The following is a 16,556-nucleotide window of genomic DNA, read 5'->3' on the forward strand; positions in this document are numbered from 1 at the left end:
GGAAATGTTAAGATAACTAGGAATGAAATTGAGATTAATAAAAATCGCGGTGCAAAGCATATATTATTTAAATTTAAAGAAAATACTAAAGGTGATTGAAAATATGGCACAACAAGGTTATGGGGAAGCGAATGGCAAGGTGATTTTAATAGGTGAGCACGCGGTGACATTTGGAGAGCCTGCAATTGCGATTCCATTTACGACAGGGAGAGTGAGTGCATTAATTGAGTCTTTAAATGCATCAGAGTCTTCCTATATTAAAAGTGAAGTGTATGATGGTGAATTGGTTTACGCACCTGAACACTTAAAATCAGTAATAACGAGGTTTATTGATAAATATGATATTGCAACACCCATCAAAGTTTCTATAGATACGAACTTACCACCATCAAGAGGCCTAGGATCAAGTGCTGCAATGGCAGTCGCATTTGTACGTGCGAGTTTCGATTATATAAATAAACCATTAACAGATGCGGTTTTGATAGAAGAAGCGAATTGGGCAGAACGTATTGCGCATGGCAAACCCAGTGGGATAGATACACAAACCATAGTATCTAACAAGCCAGTTTGGTTTCAAAAAGGAAAGGTTACTACATTAAAGCCTTTAGATTTAAATGGGTATATGGTTGTGATAGACACTGGTATTCGTGGTTCAACAAAACAAGCAGTAGAAGACGTACATAATTTATGTAAAGCAGATGGTGGATACCTTAGCTTTGTCGAACATATCGGCAAATTGGTACATGAGGCGCGAGATTCTATCGAACACCATAACTTTGAACAACTTGCTATGGTATTTAATTTGTGTCAAGAGAATTTAAGAACACTCACTGTTAGTCATGAAAAAATTGAGCAATTGTTAGAGGTTAGTAAAGAGCAAGGTGCTATAGCTGGTAAATTAACTGGAGGAGGTAGAGGCGGAAGTATGATTGTTCTAGCTTCTACTTTAGAAACGGCTGAAAAAATTGTGGAAAGTGCACAATCGTTAGGTGCACATCATACATGGATTGAATATTTAGGAGGTTAGTAAGGTGGTTAGTAGTGGCAAAGCACGTGCACATACAAATATTGCACTGATTAAATATTGGGGGAAAGCTGATGAAGCCTATATTATTCCAATGAATAATAGCTTGTCGGTAACATTAGATCGGTTTTATACAGAGACTAAAGTAACTTTTTCTGAACAATATACTAAAGATTTATTGATTTTAAATGGACAAACAGTAGATGATGCTGAAGCAACTAAAATTCGTCGTTTTATGGATATTGTTAGAGAACTGGGTAAAACATCTATGTATGCGCATATCGAAAGTGATAATTTCGTACCAACAGCTGCAGGTTTAGCCTCATCAGCAAGTGCTTATGCCGCATTAGCAGCAGCATGTAATGAAGCTTTAAAACTTGGATTAACGGGTAAAGCATTATCTAGACTTGCTCGAAGAGGATCAGGATCAGCTTCTAGAAGTATCTATGGCGGTTTTGTAGAGTGGGAAAAAGGTCATGATGATGCATCATCATATAGTTTCCCGATTGATGCAGATCACTGGGAAGATGATTTGTCAATGATATTTGTCGTGATCAATAATCAAACAAAAAAAGTTTCTAGTCGTGCTGGTATGTCACATACGCGTGATACATCTCGTTTTTACCAATACTGGTTAGATCATGTAGATGAAGACATAGCGTCAGTTAAGCATGCGATTAAAGACAAAGATTTTAAGTATTTAGGAGAAGTTATTGAAGAGAATGGCTTGAGGATGCATGCAACAAATTTAGGTTCACAGCCTCCTTTTACATATATGGTAGAAGATAGTTATTTAGCTATGGATATTGTACATCAATGTCGCGAAGCTGGTTACCCTTGTTATTTCACAATGGATGCAGGACCCAACGTTAAAATTTTAGTAGAAAAGAAAAATCAACAGGTAGTCATTGATGCACTGAAAAAATCATTTAATGATGATCAAATTATTGCAAGTGACATTACACGTACAGGTGTTGAAATTATTGAGTAAGGAAGAGATAACATGATTCAAGTAAAAGCGCCAGGTAAGCTCTATATTGCAGGTGAATATGCTGTTACTGAACCTGGGTATAAATCTGTGTTAATAGCTGTTAATAGATTTGTAACGGCTTCCATTGAAGACTCTAATGCTTCAGAAGGTACAATCCACTCAAAGACATTACATCATGAGCCAGTTACATTTCAAAGAGAAGAAGATAAGATAGTCTTATCTGATTTATATGCAGCAAAGCAATTAAAATACGTCATCACAGCTATAGAAGTTTTTGAGCAATTTGTGAGTAGTAATCACATTGACCTAAAACATTTTAATTTAACGATAGATAGTAATCTAGATGACGCAAATGGTCATAAATACGGTTTAGGTTCAAGTGCAGCAGTACTTGTATCTGTAGTAAAAGCTTTAAATGAATTTTATGAGATGCATTTATCAAATCTTTATATTTATAAACTTGCAGTGATTGCAAATATGAAATTGCAAAGTTTGAGTTCTTGTGGAGATATCGCAGTTAGTGTATACACAGGTTGGCTTGCTTATAGTACATTTGATCATGAGTGGGTTTCACAACAAATTGAAGATACCTCTGTCAACGAAGTACTAAATAAAAACTGGCCAGGTTTACATATTGAGCCACTACAACCACCAGAAAATATGGAAGTCTTAATTGGTTGGACAGGATCGCCTGCCTCTTCACATCACTTAGTGAGTGAAGTGAAACGTTTGAAATCTGACCCTACATTTTACGGGAAATTTTTAGAACGTTCACATGCTTGCGTAGAAAAATTAATTCATGCCTTTAAAACGAATCATATCAAAGGTGTACAGCAAATGATCCGGATGAATCGTGAAATTATTCAATCCATGGATAATGAGGCTACGATTGATATTGAAACTGCACATTTGAAAGTGTTATGCTCTGTAGCTGAAAAATATGGTGGTGCTGCTAAAACATCAGGCGCTGGTGGCGGTGACTGTGGTATCACAATCATTAATAATGAAGTTGATAAACAATCAATTTATAAAGAATGGCTAGAAAATGAAGTGAAACCGTTAGAGTTTAGTATCTATCATGGACAATAAGCTTAGGAAAAATAATTTTTAAATGTTGCGTTGTCTAATCCTAGCAAGGATGAGCAGGGATAATGCTTTAGTTGAGTTGAAACTCATATATAAGTTATACTATCGTAATAATAAATTGAGAAGCGACACGGCTGTGACAATTGATTTGTCCAGCCGATTTTTGATTGATTTATAAAAATCAGACAGAAAAGTATATAGAAAAAAGTAGTATCATGAACGTTAAATGCTATGTTTTCATACACAACTTTTAGATCTAATGGGGCATAACTTGAAAAAAATTTAAAATAGAGTAAAATAATTAGAGTTGTAATTTATCGTTATAAATATATTGATGTGGCTTTGATAGGAAATTGAGCGCATATTTCACATAATTTATCAGTAAAATGAGTGAATCATTCACGTTTGGAAAGATGAGGGGATTGATTTTGCAAAATAAATTTTTAATCTGCGATGATTGTCAGGGCGTTAATTGTAAATCTTTACAGAAAAAACTGACAAAATTAGATCCTCATGCAGAAATAGAAATAGGTTGTCAATCGTATTGTGGTCCTGGTCGACGTAAAACTTTTGCATTTGTTAATAATCGCCCATTAGCAGCCTTAACTGAAGATGAGCTTATGGAAAAAATTGAAAAACAGTTGCAAAAACCTAGAGATCCTGAAGAGGAAGAGCGCCTTAGAAAACGCAATGAGGAACGTAAACGACGTAAGGAAGAACAAGATCGCAAACTGAAAGAAAAATTAGCTAAGAAGAAAAGTAAGTGAAAGACACTCAAGGTGACACATATGAAATGATTGAATTGCACAATGCAGTTTAATCATTTTTGTACTAATGAATATAAAAAAACACTTTTGTTCATGTCGACATATTGTATGTGCATTGAGCAAAAGTGTTTTTTAATTTAATATATTATTGAAACTAGACCATTATATGTTATTAATGTTTATAGTGCTGTGTAACCACCATCAATTGTGAAGACACTACCTTGTGCAAATGAAGATGCATCAGATGCAAGATATACAACGATACCACCAAGTTCATTTGGTGTGCCTGGTCTGCCCATAGGTGTGAATCCCATCCAGTCTTCAATCATTGATCCACCTTGATCAAAGAAGGGTTTCGTAAGTTCTGTTTTCATATAACCCGGGGCAATTGTATTTACTTTAATATTGTATTTTGACCATTCCATAGCTAAACTTTTCGTCAACATGATGACACCAGCTTTGGAAGCATTGTACGAACATTGTTCTTGAGGTTTATTAGCAATTAGTCCTGACATAGAGGATGTATTAATGATAGAACCATAGCCTTGTTTAATCATTACACGTCCAACGGATTGTGCAACTAAGAAAATGCCGTTCAGATTTAAATTTATAACTTTATTCCAATCTTCAAATGACATTTCTTCAGCTTTTGCATTAATCGTCATGCCAGCATTATTAACTAAAATATCAATTTTATTAAATTGTTTTGTAACTTCTTCGACCATTTGATTTACAGCATCTGGATTTGTAACATCTACTTTTAGAGCGATCGCTTCTACGCTTTCAGTTTCACGAATTTCTTGTGCAGTATCATTAGCTACCGCTTCATTAATGTCAGCGATAACGATGTTAGCACCAGCTTGTGCTAATGCAGTAGCCATGGCTTTGCCTAAGCCCATCGCGCCTCCTGTTACAATTGCTACTTTTCCATCTAATTTAAATTGTTCTAATATATTTGTCATGTTAAAACTCCTGTCCTTTTTAATGATTTGGTTGGTTAACTTTCATAAAGAAAGTTAGTATAAATCCTATGAAATAAATAATTGCATATGTCCAAATAGTTAATACAGGACCTCCTATCGGTACGGTTAACGTTGCGATAGCTGGTCCGACAAAGTTGCTTAAGCCAGCAGATAAATTATGAATAGAAACCGCTGCCCCTTTATGATTTGGTTCTAAAATGGGGAAAATGGCTGACATCGGTACAAATGCCGCGACAGCAAAACCAAATACAATCGCTACTGCACCAGCAACCCAAATGTTGGGTCCAGTCGAGATTGGCAAATAGTAAAATGCTAATGTAGAAATCACCATTCCCATACAGCCAAACCACCGCACTTGTCGTACCCATCCGATTTTATCGCCAACCACACCCCAAAATAGGTTAGTAAAAATAGTTACGATATACATTAATCCCCAAATTCGCAACCATTCTGATGTAGTAAATCCTACGGTATCAGTGAATACGATTGGCATGATAACGACAAGACCAAACAAGGCTAATTGGTTAATGATTCTAACTACGCAAGCAATAGCAACTTGAGGATTTTTTAAAATGGTTATACCTTTAGCGAATTCAAGTAATATCTCTTTGGGCGTTAATCTATCGGATTCTTTCTCAGAGCCTTTTCTATCTTTAACTAAAAACATGGCCATTAAACCACCGATTAAAATGAATATTATGGAAGACCATAATGTTCCCATAAATCCAATCCAAGGTATTGTAAAACTAGGTAGATAGGTTCCTAAAAACCCGATACCCACGGAATACATTGCCCAGAACCAGCCCATAGCTGAAGCTAGACGATGTTTTGGAGCTGAATATGTAATCCAGACGACGAAGCTATAGATAAACATCGGATAGGCAAAGCCTCTAATACCATACATAATTAACATCATTGGATAGCTATGTTGCTCTAACCCTAAAGTTAAAAAACCGATATGAAAAATAATCCAAATGATAAACGCAAATGCCATTATTTTTCTCGGGCTAAAAATTTCAGCCAAAATACCGGAAAGCCAAGATGCAACTGCTACAATAAGACCATAAAGTGTTAAGACTGCGGATGCTTGATGTGCTTCAAACCCAAGACTAACAATATATTTTGATAAAAAAGCTTGTTCAATACCATCACCAGTCATGAAAATAGCTACTGCGATATAACCCCAAATTAAAGTTAACGGTAAGCCTAAAAATTGCTTAGAGCTATCTGTACTTAGTGTATTCACAAAAATCTCTCCTAATCTTTAAATATGATTTCTAAAATGTTAATCGACTTTAAATATACTCATCTATCTGTCGTTGGAGAGGTAATAATGTTTTAAATTTTTGAATATAATTTCTAAAACTTTCAACATCTTGAGATTTAGGGTTTAAAGTGATTTGGTCAGTATTATCAAAAGCTTTAACGTTTAAGTAATTGGCCAAATTTGTATACTGATTTTCTAGTAAATAACGGGATAATATTGCGATACCCCATGCGCCACCTTCACTAGCAGTTTTCATAACACTGACTGGTGTTTCTAATGCTGCAGCTAAATAGGATTGTGCAATTTTGTCTGTTTTAAAAATACCACCGTGGCCTAGCATGCTATCAATTTGAATATCTTCATTTTCTTTTAATAAATCAATACCAATTTTCAAAGTACTAAAGGCACTAAAAATATGTGTTTTCATAAAGTTTTCAATATTGAATTCACTATCAACGTGACGTAGGAACATCGGATAACCTTGATTGACATCCGTTATGAATTCTCCGGAGATATAGCCATAAGATAATAATTTTCCTAAGTCTTCATCTCCATTAAAAGCGCTTTCAAATAACTTGGTAAAAAGTTCATTTTTATCATATTTTACATTCATGAGTTGGAAGACTTCTTCAAACAAATGAACCCAAGCATTGATATCAGATGTACAATTATTAGCATGTATCATCGCAACATCATAACCATCAGGTGTAGTTACAATGTCTACTTCAGGATAAACATAAGTAATCGGTTTCTCTAGTACAATCATTGAAAATATACTGGTTCCTGCAGAAACATTTCCGGTTTTTGGTGCTACGCTATTCGTTGCCACCATGCCTGTTGCAGCATCTGATTCTGGTGCACACATTGGACACCCTGGTTCCAGTTCACCATTTGGGTCGATGAGTTTAGCGCCTGTTTTTGTTAAGTAACCAGCAATTTCTCCAGCTACAATGACATTTGGTAACATATCGTTAATGTCTTGCGAGTAACCTAAATTTTGAAATAATGTATTAAAACGTTTTAATAGATCTTGACGGAATTGCTTACGTTCGCTGTCAACTGGGAACATACCAGATGCGTCTCCAATACCTAATACTTTTTTATCTGTTAAATACCAATGAACATAACCAGCTAGGGTAGTTAGATAACTAACTTGTTTGACGTGTGCTTCGTCATCTATTGCTGATTGGAACAGCTGAGCGATGCTCCAGCGTTCTGGTATATTTACTTTAAAATCTTCGCGTAACAATTTTGCTGCTTTATTCGCATTGTTATTGCGCCAAGTTCTGAAAGGTACTAATAAATCATCATTGTCATCAAATGCTAAGTAACCATGCATCATACCACTAATTCCTAGAGAAGCTAAGGATTTAATTTGAACATGATAGTTATCCTTAATTGATTGTGACATTTCAGCATAACTTTTTTGAATGCCTACCCATACATCATTAATGGAATAAGTCCAATAACCATTTTCATATTTGTTCTCCCATTCAAAAGAACCTGTTGCAATTGTTTCGCAATTAGGTGCGATAGCAATGGTCTTTATACGCGTAGAGCCTAATTCAATGCCTACAGATAGTTGACCTGATTCAATCAAGTGCTTGATATCATCACTTTCCATTTTGTTGCTCCTTTACTTAAAAAATAATGTAAACGTTATCAAAAATGAATATTAATTTAAAAATTATGAAAAGTCAATTAAAGATTATTATACATTTAGTTCATGTGATAAATTATAACTATAAATTAATAATATTATTTAAATTTATTTATAGTTAGGAATTATTATTTATGTTATAGGTGTTGCATTGATTGTGTTATCATTCATTAGTATGAAGCGTATGATAAATAATAAGAATTTGAAATTTTAAAGTTATAGATTGATAAAAGGAGTTATGATATGAATTCATTTGCTAAAATTACTGCACAAGGTGCTTATGTACCGGAAAAAAGAATGGATAACCATGATTTCGAGAAGATTGTTGATACTTCTGATGAATGGATCCAACAAAGAACTGGGATTGTTGAAAGAAGAATTGTAGCTGAAGATGAATATACGAGTGATATCAGTTATAAAGCAGTGCTGGATTTGCAAGAGAAATATCAAGTGGAATTAAATGATGTTGATATGATTATCAATGCTACATTGACTCCAGATTATAAAACCCCAAGTGTCGCATCTTATGTGCAAGCGAAACTTGGATTGAAAAATGCAGGGGCCATTGATATTAATGCAGCTTGTGCAGGTTTTGCCTATGGTTTGAATATAGCTAATGGTCTGATTACATCTGGTCAAAATAAAAAAGTGCTAGTTATTGGCGCGGAAACACTATCACGAATTACAGATTACACAGACCGTAATACATGTATTTTGTTTGGTGATGGAGCAGGTGTGTTTTTAGTAGAATATAGTGAAGATGAAACGAGCTTTATATCTAGTAGTTCTGGCTCAGACGGTGATAAAGGACATCATTTATATTGTTCAGAACTTTCTCATACTATGTTTGGCGAAGATTTACAAAATCCTGGTTATATTGTTCAAAATGGTCGTGGCGTATATAAATGGGCTGTCGGCAATGTTCCGAATATTATTGACAATACGTTACGTAACACGAATTATAAAAAAGAGGACATAGACTGGTTTGCGCCACATAGTGCTAATGCCAGAATGATAGAATCAATATGTGAAAAGGCTAACCTCTCTAAAGATAAAGCGCTAATGAGTCTTAAATATTATGGTAATACGTCATCGGCTACGATTCCATTATCGATTGACTTAGCTGTCCAAGCGCATCAACTTAAAAAAGGTGACCTCATGCTATTAGTTGGGTTTGGTGGCGGCTTGTCATATGCGTCTACATTAATTAAATGGACACTTTAAAAATATATTACAATAATTAAATAAAAATGATTTGTAAGTAGGGTGTAACACGCATTGCATCCTACTTTTTTATGTGTATATCTCTGTAATTGATTTGTCCCAGTGCATTTATATTGTAGGTAGATGATTGAACTTAGGTAAATCATTTTATGTTTTTCAAATCAAGTCATCTTTGCAAAGGTGGATGACGAAATAATTTTAATAAAATTAGAATTCTGTCCTACGTCCCATTATGTCATTATGTCTAAATTTTTGAAAAGTAATTTTTAAGCATTTTACTTCAAGGTCTCATCAAAAACATGCTAAATTTTGAGTAGTAGTAGAAAAGTTATTCAGCAACTTAATATTGTTATGTCTCAACATTACGTGTTAAATCATATGTGTTCCGAACAAATTGTGCTAGCAATAGTTGAAACAATTGAATTACATGGCAATACTTTTTTAGAGAGACAAGATATTTAAAATAGCGATGATTACTAATGAAGTTAAGTAATTTTTGTTATGTGCATAAATACGATATGTATAACATATTATTAAACTGAGTGAAAAAGGGTAGAGATATATTATATAGTATTCAGCAGTTCATGCGTTTGTTGATGGTATTGTCAAAGTAACTTTCGTAATGAAGGGATACAAAAACAATTTGAGCCAGAGATTCTATAAATATATCAAAATTAATATATAAGGAGTTGGATTGTTTTGACGGAAAAAGTTCAATTAGGAAAATCAAATGTAACGGTATCACCGATTGCTTTAGGTACAAATGCTGTTGGTGGACATAATTTTTATAATGATTTAGACGAAGAAAAAGGTAAAGAAACGGTTCGCACTGCTGTTAGAAATGGTATTACATTGTTAGATACAGCCTATATTTATGGTCCAGAACGTTCGGAAGAATTAGTAGGAGAAGCGGTTAAAGAATTTGCTAGAGACGAGTTTGCAATTGCCACAAAGGGTGCGCATTATTTTGATGAAGATGGTAATGTGAAAATGTCTAATGATCCAGCATTTCTTAAAGATCAAGTAGAAAAAAGCTTAAAACGTCTTCAAGTAGATTATATTGATTTGTATTATATTCATTTTCCAGATGATACTACGCCTAAAGATCAAGCAGTTGCTGCATTAAAAGATTTAAAAGATGAAGGTAAGATTAAAGCGATAGGAGTTTCTAATTTTACATTAGATCAACTAAAAGAAGCGAATAAAGACGGCTATGTTGATGTTGTGCAAATGGAATACAATTTACTAAATCGCGAAAATGAAGATGTGTTTGAATATACAAAAGAAAATCAAATTACATTTATTCCATATTTTCCTTTAGTATCAGGTCTTTTAGCTGGCAAATACACTGAAAATACAAAATTTGATGATATTCGTGCTAAGAATCCAGAATTCCAAGGTGAAAAATTCAAAGAAAATTTAGAGAAAATTGATGAGTTGAGAGGTATTGCAGATAATCATAATGTAGATGTTGCACATATTGTGCTTGCGTTCTATTTAACTCAACCTTCATTGGATGTCGTGATTCCAGGCGCAAAGCAACCACATCAAGTCGTGGACAATTTAACAACTTTAGAGGTTAATTTAACTCAAGAAGAGATTGAAAAAATAAATCAACTATTTCCTAGAAAATAATAAATAAGTGAGTGGACTTATGTATAAGTTTTAGCTCAGGCATCACTGTGTACTTTTATTCATTCTAGTTATTATTTCCAGGTTGAGATGACGAAATTTTTAAAAGAAAATTAAGTTTCTATCCTATGCCCATTTTATAAAGTTTTTAAATTTTAGTTGAAATATATAAATTTTCCTACAAATCATTTAATGCTATAATATACTATTGTAAACGCATGTTATATTTATGAAGTTTTGTGTAAAATTATTAAGATATCTCTAATGAAATATTTTAATATATGAAAAGGAGATTATTATGATTACAGTTTTGTTCGGGGGCAGTCGTCCGGAGGGAAACACTGCTCGATTGACTAAAATGGCCTTATCAGGACATGACTACAAATGGTTTGATTTAACTCAGTACCAATTGAATCCAGTGAGAGATGTGAGACATGATGGGACAACGATTGATACTTATGAAGATGATTATAAAAAAATGATAGATCAAGTGTTAGCCAGTGATACAATTGTTTTTGCATCACCCGTGTATTGGTATAGTATATCAGCCTCTTTGAAAGCATTCATTGATCATTGGTCTGAAACTTTAATGGATCCTAATTATAAGGATTTTAAGGCAAAAATGGCTGAAAAAGATTTTAGACTCATTATTGTCGGCGGAGATTTTCCAAAAGTAAAAGCGAAGCCATGTATCACTCAAATCAAGTATAGCTTAGAGTTTTTAGGTGCTACGCTATCTGGTTATATTATTGGAACTGCTGAAAAACCAGGAGATATTGATAAAGATTCGTATGCATTAAACCGCGCACGAGAATGGCAAGATACATTAAATAAGTAATATTTAGAGATAGTTTGGGCAATGTTATCTATTGTCCAAGCTATTTTCATATGAATAGATTAAGTATTTTGAACACTAAAATTATGTTATAATATGAGTATTATTACCTACTATAAATAGGGGGAACCAACATGCACAAAGTTAGGAAAGCAGCGCCAGAAGATGTTGTAGGCATCAGAGATGTAGCAACAAAAGCTTGGTATAATACTTATTTAAATATCTATGCAGCTAAAACTGTAAATGAATTATTGGCTGCTTCATATAATGAACAACATTTACTTAAAAGGTTAGAAGAACAATTATTTTTAGTCATCGAAGAAGATGATCAAATCATTGGTTTTGCTAACTTTATATATGGCACTGAATTATTCTTATCAGCCCATTACGTGAGACCTTCGTGGCAACATCATGGATATGGTTCTGATTTACTGAAAGAAGGCTTGGCATATTTCCAAAACGAATATGATGAAGTATTTTTAGAAGTGGATAATAAGAATGATGAAGCGGTAGCTTTTTATGAACAAAAAGGGTTTGAGCGTGTGCGCTCGTATATGCACGTGATGTATGGGGAAGAAATGGATTTAGCATTGATGCGTAAAACTTTATCATAGATGCACATTAACAAGGTATGAATAGGAGGACGACATTGACTTTTACAACTTATGCTACACAAAAGTTACCTGAAGAAAAAGTATTTAAAGACCCCATTCATAGATATATTCATGTAAGAGACCAAGTGATTTGGGATTTGATTAAAACGAAAGAATTTCAACGTTTACGTCGTATAAAGCAATTGGGTACATTATACTTATCATTTCATACCGCTGAACACAGTAGATTTGGACATTCATTAGGTGTATATGAGATTGTTCGAAGATTAATTGATGATTCGTTTGACGGTCGTGAAGCATGGAATAATGATGATCGTCCACTTGCACTATGTGCCGCATTATTACACGACTTAGGTCATGGACCATTTTCACATAGCTTCGAGAAGATTTTTAATACAGATCATGAACAATTTACGCAAAAAATTATTACTGGCCCGACAGAAGTAAATCGTGTATTACGACGTGTTTCTGAAGATTTTCCACAGCAAGTAGCTGATGTTATTAATAAAACACATGAAAATAAATTGGTCATCTCTATGATTTCTTCACAAATAGATGCTGATAGAATGGATTACTTGCAACGTGATGCATATTTTACGGGTGTTACGTATGGGCAATTTGATATGGAACGTATTTTGAGATTGATGAGACCTTCAAAAGATGAAGTACTTATTAAAGAAAGCGGTATGCATGCAGTAGAAAACTTCATTATGAGCCGTTACCAAATGTATTGGCAAGTTTACTTCCATCCAGTTAGTCGAGGTGGAGAAGTGTTGCTTAATAATTGTTTGAAACGAGCAAAGCAACTTTATAATGAAGGGTACACTTTTAAAAAATATCCTGCCGATTTTATACCGTTCTTTGAAGAATCTATGACGATTGAACAGTATGTAGATTTAGATGAAGCGGTTGTAGTTTATTACTTAAAAGCATGGATTAATGAAGATGACGCTATATTAAGTGATTTGTCTCGTAGATTTATTAATCGGGATTTGTTTAAATATATGCCATTTGATGGTTCTATTATTACAATTACAGAATTAACAGATTTGTTTATACAGGCAGGTATAGATCCGAATTATTACTTTGTAAGTGAATCCTTTTCTGATTTACCTTATGATTATGACCGTCCAGGATCAGACAGACAGCCGATTCATTTGTTGAGACGTAATGGTAAAATAAGAGAAATTAGTAGTCAATCCTTAGTTATTCATAGTATAACTGGCATTAACAGACAAGATTATAAATTATATTATCCAAAAGAATTTATTTCTGATATAGAAGATGACCAAGTTAGAAATGCTATTAATAGTATATTAGATGAATTAAATTAAGCACTTAAAAATTGATGACTTTTATCACTTTGTTAAATATGGCAAAATTTTAATATAGACAACTTATGTAGGATTGTAATTTAACAATTGCAGCGCTACTTGTTTTAATAATGGAGGTGGAAGCTGATGGCTGAAAATAAGGGATTTAAATTCAATATTATTAAAAATGATCCGTTGGATGGTCACAAAGGTACCAATATTGGTTCTATAAGTTTAGATAACGTAGCACCAGTGTTTATCGATGTTGCAAACGAAGAGGCATTTATTGATATTGCAGGCATGCATGCGCGTTCTAGTGTTGAAAAAGGTGTCAAATGGATTAAAGATAAGGCGACCGTTGAAGGTGAAGAGGCGAAAGAATATTGGTTGTGTTGGGTTACAACAGAACGTGGTGAAAATGGACCTTACTATGCCGGACTAACAGCATGCTATTTATTAGTAAATAGAAGTATTCGTAGAGGTTACAAAAGTATGCCTGAACATGTAAATATGATGGATAAATCAATGAAACATAATATTGAAATCGATCAAATAGGTGACCAAAATAAAAAAATATTAGCATCGTTTCTTAAATCGCATGATATAGATATGTGGAATAACTCTGATGCTTCATTGCATGAAGCTTTAGAAACAGTTTAATATCATTGGTTTTTAAGAGTTCAACGATATTAAACGAAGAACATAAGAACATCGGTATTTAAATGCATGTAACGTATGCATTGAGATATTTGCGTCATTTGAAAAGAGTAGAAATACGAAATCAGATTTTGATTTTGTTTTTTCTACTTTTTTTATGTGTGATTTTTGAATATTGTGAAGGTGTTGTAAACGAACTTTGAAAATGGAGATTATTGAATTTAAATTAATTTAGCAACTGTTTTGCATATTTCAAGTATGCTATAATGGTTTGTATTATTTTAAAGATTAGGGTGAAACTTACATTGGAGAACAATGTTGCAATCCAAACGAAACAAGTGGTTAAACAATTCGATAATAAGGAAAAATTCTCATTGTCTACTACAGGATCTTGGCAAAAACGTAAAGCCGATTTTATTCGTTATCAAGAAGAGATAGACGGAGCAATCGTTAATGTGACAGTTAAAATTGAAAGTTCAGGAGTAAAGATTATCCGCAATGGTGATATTAAGTTAAACCTTCATTTTGTAGAAGGTGAGGAAACGATTACTTTGTATGAAATTAGTGGCGGTCGCATACCATTGACCGTTTATACACATTCTATTTTACATTTTGTAAATGATAATGGTGGAAAATTGAAAGTGCATTATGATTTAATTCAAGATGAAGAGAAGATGGGATCTTATCAATATGAAATTACTTACAAGGAGATGCCGTAAATGAACATAATCGAACAAGTCAAACAAAAGTTGGTTGAAGAAATTAAGAAAAGTATTCAACAAGCACAACTTGCCGACGTGAATGAAATACCTGAAATTAAAATCGAAATACCAAAAGATAATAAAAATGGTGACTATTCAACAAATATAGCAATGGTCTTAACAAAAATAGCGAAACGTAATCCACGCGAAATCGCAACAGCAATTGTTGAAAATTTGGATACAACGGCTGCACAAGTTGAAAAAGTTGATATCGCAGGACCTGGTTTTATCAATTTTTATTTAGATAGTGCTTATTTGACTGCGATTATTACTGAAGCAATCAATAATGGTGATCAATTTGGTCATAAAAAAGTTAAAAATGGTGAAAATATTTTATTAGAATATGTATCGGCTAATCCTACAGGTGATTTACATATAGGTCATGCCCGTAATGCCGCAGTTGGCGATACGTTGGCCAATATATTAGAAGCGGCTGGTTATAATGTCACAAGAGAATATTATATTAATGATGCTGGTAATCAAATTACCAATTTAGCTCGTTCAATAGAAGCACGTTATTTTGAAGCGCTTGGTGATGATTCTTTTGAAATGCCAGAAGGTGGCTATCACGGAAAAGATATCATCAATATTGGTAAAGATTTGGCAGAGAAACAACCGGAAATAAAGGATTTAGACGAAGAAGCACGTATTAAAACATTCAGACAACTTGGCGTCGATTACGAAATGCAAAAACTAAGAAAAGACTTAGCTGATTTTAATACACATTATGATAATTGGTTTAGCGAAACAACGCTTTATGAATCTGGTGAAATCAAACAAGTACTTAATAAAATGACTGAACTTGGTTACACTTATGAAGAAGATGGTGCAACATGGTTACGTACAACCGATTTCTCGGATGACAAAGATCGTGTATTGATTAAAAAAGATGGTAATTATACTTACTTTTTACCAGATATTGCATACCATTTTGATAAAATTGAACGTGGTAACGATATATTAATAAATTTATTTGGTGCAGATCACCATGGCTATATACAGCGTTTGAAAGCATCAATGGAAACATTTGGTGTTGATAGCGAGCGTCTTGAAATTCAAATTATGCAAATGGTCCGCTTAATGCAGGACGGTCAAGAAGTGAAAATGAGTAAACGTACTGGAAATGCAATTACTTTACGTGAAATTATGGATGAAGTAGGCGTGGATGCCGCGAGATATTTCTTAACGATGCGCAGTCCTGATACGCATTTTGATTTTGATATGGAATTAGCAAAGCAAGAATCACAAGATAATCCGGTATATTATGCACAATATGCACATGCACGTATTTGTTCAATTTTAAAACAAGCTAAAGAAAAAGGTATTGAACCTTCAACTGACGCAGACTATTCGTTTATCACAAACGATAAAGCGACTGAGCTTATGAAAAAAATTGCTGAATTTGAACCAACGATTGAAAGTGCCGCAACGCACAGAGCACCACATAGAATTACAAACTATATTCAAGATTTGGCAGCACATTTCCATAAGTTTTACAATGATGAAAAAGTTTTAACAGATGATTTAGAAAAAACAAAAGCGTTGATTGCATTAATTGATGCAGTGAGAATTACATTACATAATGCATTAAACCTTGTTGGCGTAACAGCGCCAGAGTCAATGTAATTATTATGTAATTAAAGTAGTCCTTTATTTAAGAGCAAGTTTAGGTTTGTTAATCATAGTTTGATGCATTTCCGTCAGTACTATCACCAAACCTTACTTGCTCTTTTTTGATATTG

16 protein-coding genes are annotated in these 16,556 nt (G+C 33.6%); 13 read left to right on the plus strand and 3 right to left on the minus strand.

Features of this window, described 5'->3' with window-relative positions; genetic code table 11:
- Nucleotides 1-103 precede the first annotated feature (103 nt).
- From mvk to KA830_RS04595, 4 genes are all read left to right on the plus strand, one after another.
- Nucleotides 104-1,027 (plus strand): mevalonate kinase, encoded by a 924-nt coding sequence (mvk, locus tag KA830_RS04580; RefSeq protein ID WP_204180504.1) that lies wholly within the window; start codon nucleotides 104-106, stop codon nucleotides 1,025-1,027.
- A gap of 4 nt (nucleotides 1,028-1,031) precedes the next feature.
- Nucleotides 1,032-2,015 (plus strand): diphosphomevalonate decarboxylase, encoded by a 984-nt coding sequence (mvaD, locus tag KA830_RS04585; protein ID WP_204180503.1) that lies wholly within the window; start codon nucleotides 1,032-1,034, stop codon nucleotides 2,013-2,015.
- 12 nt (nucleotides 2,016-2,027) lie between these two features.
- On the plus strand, nucleotides 2,028-3,104 hold the full coding sequence (locus KA830_RS04590) for a phosphomevalonate kinase (protein ID WP_046207280.1): 1,077 nt from the start codon (nucleotides 2,028-2,030) through the stop codon (nucleotides 3,102-3,104).
- A 425-nt stretch (nucleotides 3,105-3,529) separates the two neighbouring features.
- A complete protein-coding gene (locus tag KA830_RS04595; RefSeq protein WP_064209587.1) occupies nucleotides 3,530-3,868 on the plus strand; it encodes a YuzB family protein in 339 nt (112 codons plus the stop codon).
- Between the two features lie 179 nt (nucleotides 3,869-4,047).
- On the opposite strand, the gene KA830_RS04600 is transcribed toward KA830_RS04595, so the two are convergent.
- The 3 genes from KA830_RS04600 to KA830_RS04610 are packed head-to-tail and all read right to left on the minus strand — an operon-like array spanning nucleotide 4,048 to nucleotide 7,742.
- Nucleotides 4,048-4,830, minus strand: a complete 783-nt coding sequence (locus tag KA830_RS04600; RefSeq protein ID WP_210134084.1) for an SDR family NAD(P)-dependent oxidoreductase — start codon at nucleotides 4,828-4,830, stop codon at nucleotides 4,048-4,050.
- A 19-nt stretch (nucleotides 4,831-4,849) separates the two neighbouring features.
- Nucleotides 4,850-6,097, minus strand: coding sequence for an MFS transporter (locus KA830_RS04605; RefSeq protein WP_046207283.1), 1,248 nt, complete (start codon nucleotides 6,095-6,097; stop codon nucleotides 4,850-4,852).
- 49 nt (nucleotides 6,098-6,146) lie between these two features.
- Complete coding sequence (locus tag KA830_RS04610) at nucleotides 6,147-7,742, minus strand: xylulokinase (protein WP_204180501.1); 1,596 nt, start codon at nucleotides 7,740-7,742, stop codon at nucleotides 6,147-6,149.
- 279 nt (nucleotides 7,743-8,021) lie between these two features.
- Between KA830_RS04610 and KA830_RS04615 the strand changes: the two genes are divergently transcribed.
- The 9 genes from KA830_RS04615 (at nucleotide 8,022) to argS (ending at nucleotide 16,440) form a co-directional block, all read left to right on the plus strand.
- Entirely contained in the window at nucleotides 8,022-9,002 is a 981-nt protein-coding gene (locus KA830_RS04615) for a ketoacyl-ACP synthase III (protein ID WP_070038945.1), read from the plus strand.
- A 309-nt stretch (nucleotides 9,003-9,311) separates the two neighbouring features.
- A complete protein-coding gene (locus KA830_RS04620) occupies nucleotides 9,312-9,464 on the plus strand; it encodes a hypothetical protein (protein ID WP_210134086.1) in 153 nt (50 codons plus the stop codon).
- A 237-nt stretch (nucleotides 9,465-9,701) separates the two neighbouring features.
- Nucleotides 9,702-10,637, plus strand: a complete 936-nt coding sequence (locus KA830_RS04625) for an aldo/keto reductase (RefSeq protein ID WP_046207286.1) — start codon at nucleotides 9,702-9,704, stop codon at nucleotides 10,635-10,637.
- 295 nt (nucleotides 10,638-10,932) lie between these two features.
- Complete coding sequence (locus KA830_RS04630; protein ID WP_070038947.1) at nucleotides 10,933-11,472, plus strand: flavodoxin family protein; 540 nt, start codon at nucleotides 10,933-10,935, stop codon at nucleotides 11,470-11,472.
- Nucleotides 11,473-11,603: 131 nt separating this feature from the next.
- The gene (locus KA830_RS04635) at nucleotides 11,604-12,083 is read left to right on the plus strand and encodes a GNAT family N-acetyltransferase (RefSeq protein ID WP_064209583.1); all 480 of its coding nucleotides are present in this window, start codon (nucleotides 11,604-11,606) and stop codon (nucleotides 12,081-12,083) included.
- A gap of 17 nt (nucleotides 12,084-12,100) precedes the next feature.
- Nucleotides 12,101-13,417 carry an HD domain-containing protein gene (locus KA830_RS04640; protein WP_174894800.1) on the plus strand — a complete coding sequence of 439 codons (1,317 nt, stop codon included), beginning with the start codon at nucleotides 12,101-12,103 and terminating at the stop codon, nucleotides 13,415-13,417.
- A 126-nt stretch (nucleotides 13,418-13,543) separates the two neighbouring features.
- Nucleotides 13,544-14,056 (plus strand): YwhD family protein, encoded by a 513-nt coding sequence (locus tag KA830_RS04645; protein ID WP_204180500.1) that lies wholly within the window; start codon nucleotides 13,544-13,546, stop codon nucleotides 14,054-14,056.
- A 263-nt stretch (nucleotides 14,057-14,319) separates the two neighbouring features.
- Nucleotides 14,320-14,772: a YwiB family protein gene (locus KA830_RS04650; protein ID WP_481906233.1), complete on the plus strand. Its 453-nt coding sequence runs from the start codon at nucleotides 14,320-14,322 to the stop codon at nucleotides 14,770-14,772.
- A complete protein-coding gene (gene argS / locus KA830_RS04655; protein WP_070657576.1) occupies nucleotides 14,773-16,440 on the plus strand; it encodes an arginine--tRNA ligase in 1,668 nt (555 codons plus the stop codon).
- Nucleotides 16,441-16,556 lie beyond the last annotated feature (116 nt).

The organism is Staphylococcus sp. GDY8P119P, assembly GCF_017892075.1.
Taxonomy (GTDB): domain Bacteria; phylum Bacillota; class Bacilli; order Staphylococcales; family Staphylococcaceae; genus Staphylococcus; species Staphylococcus ureilyticus.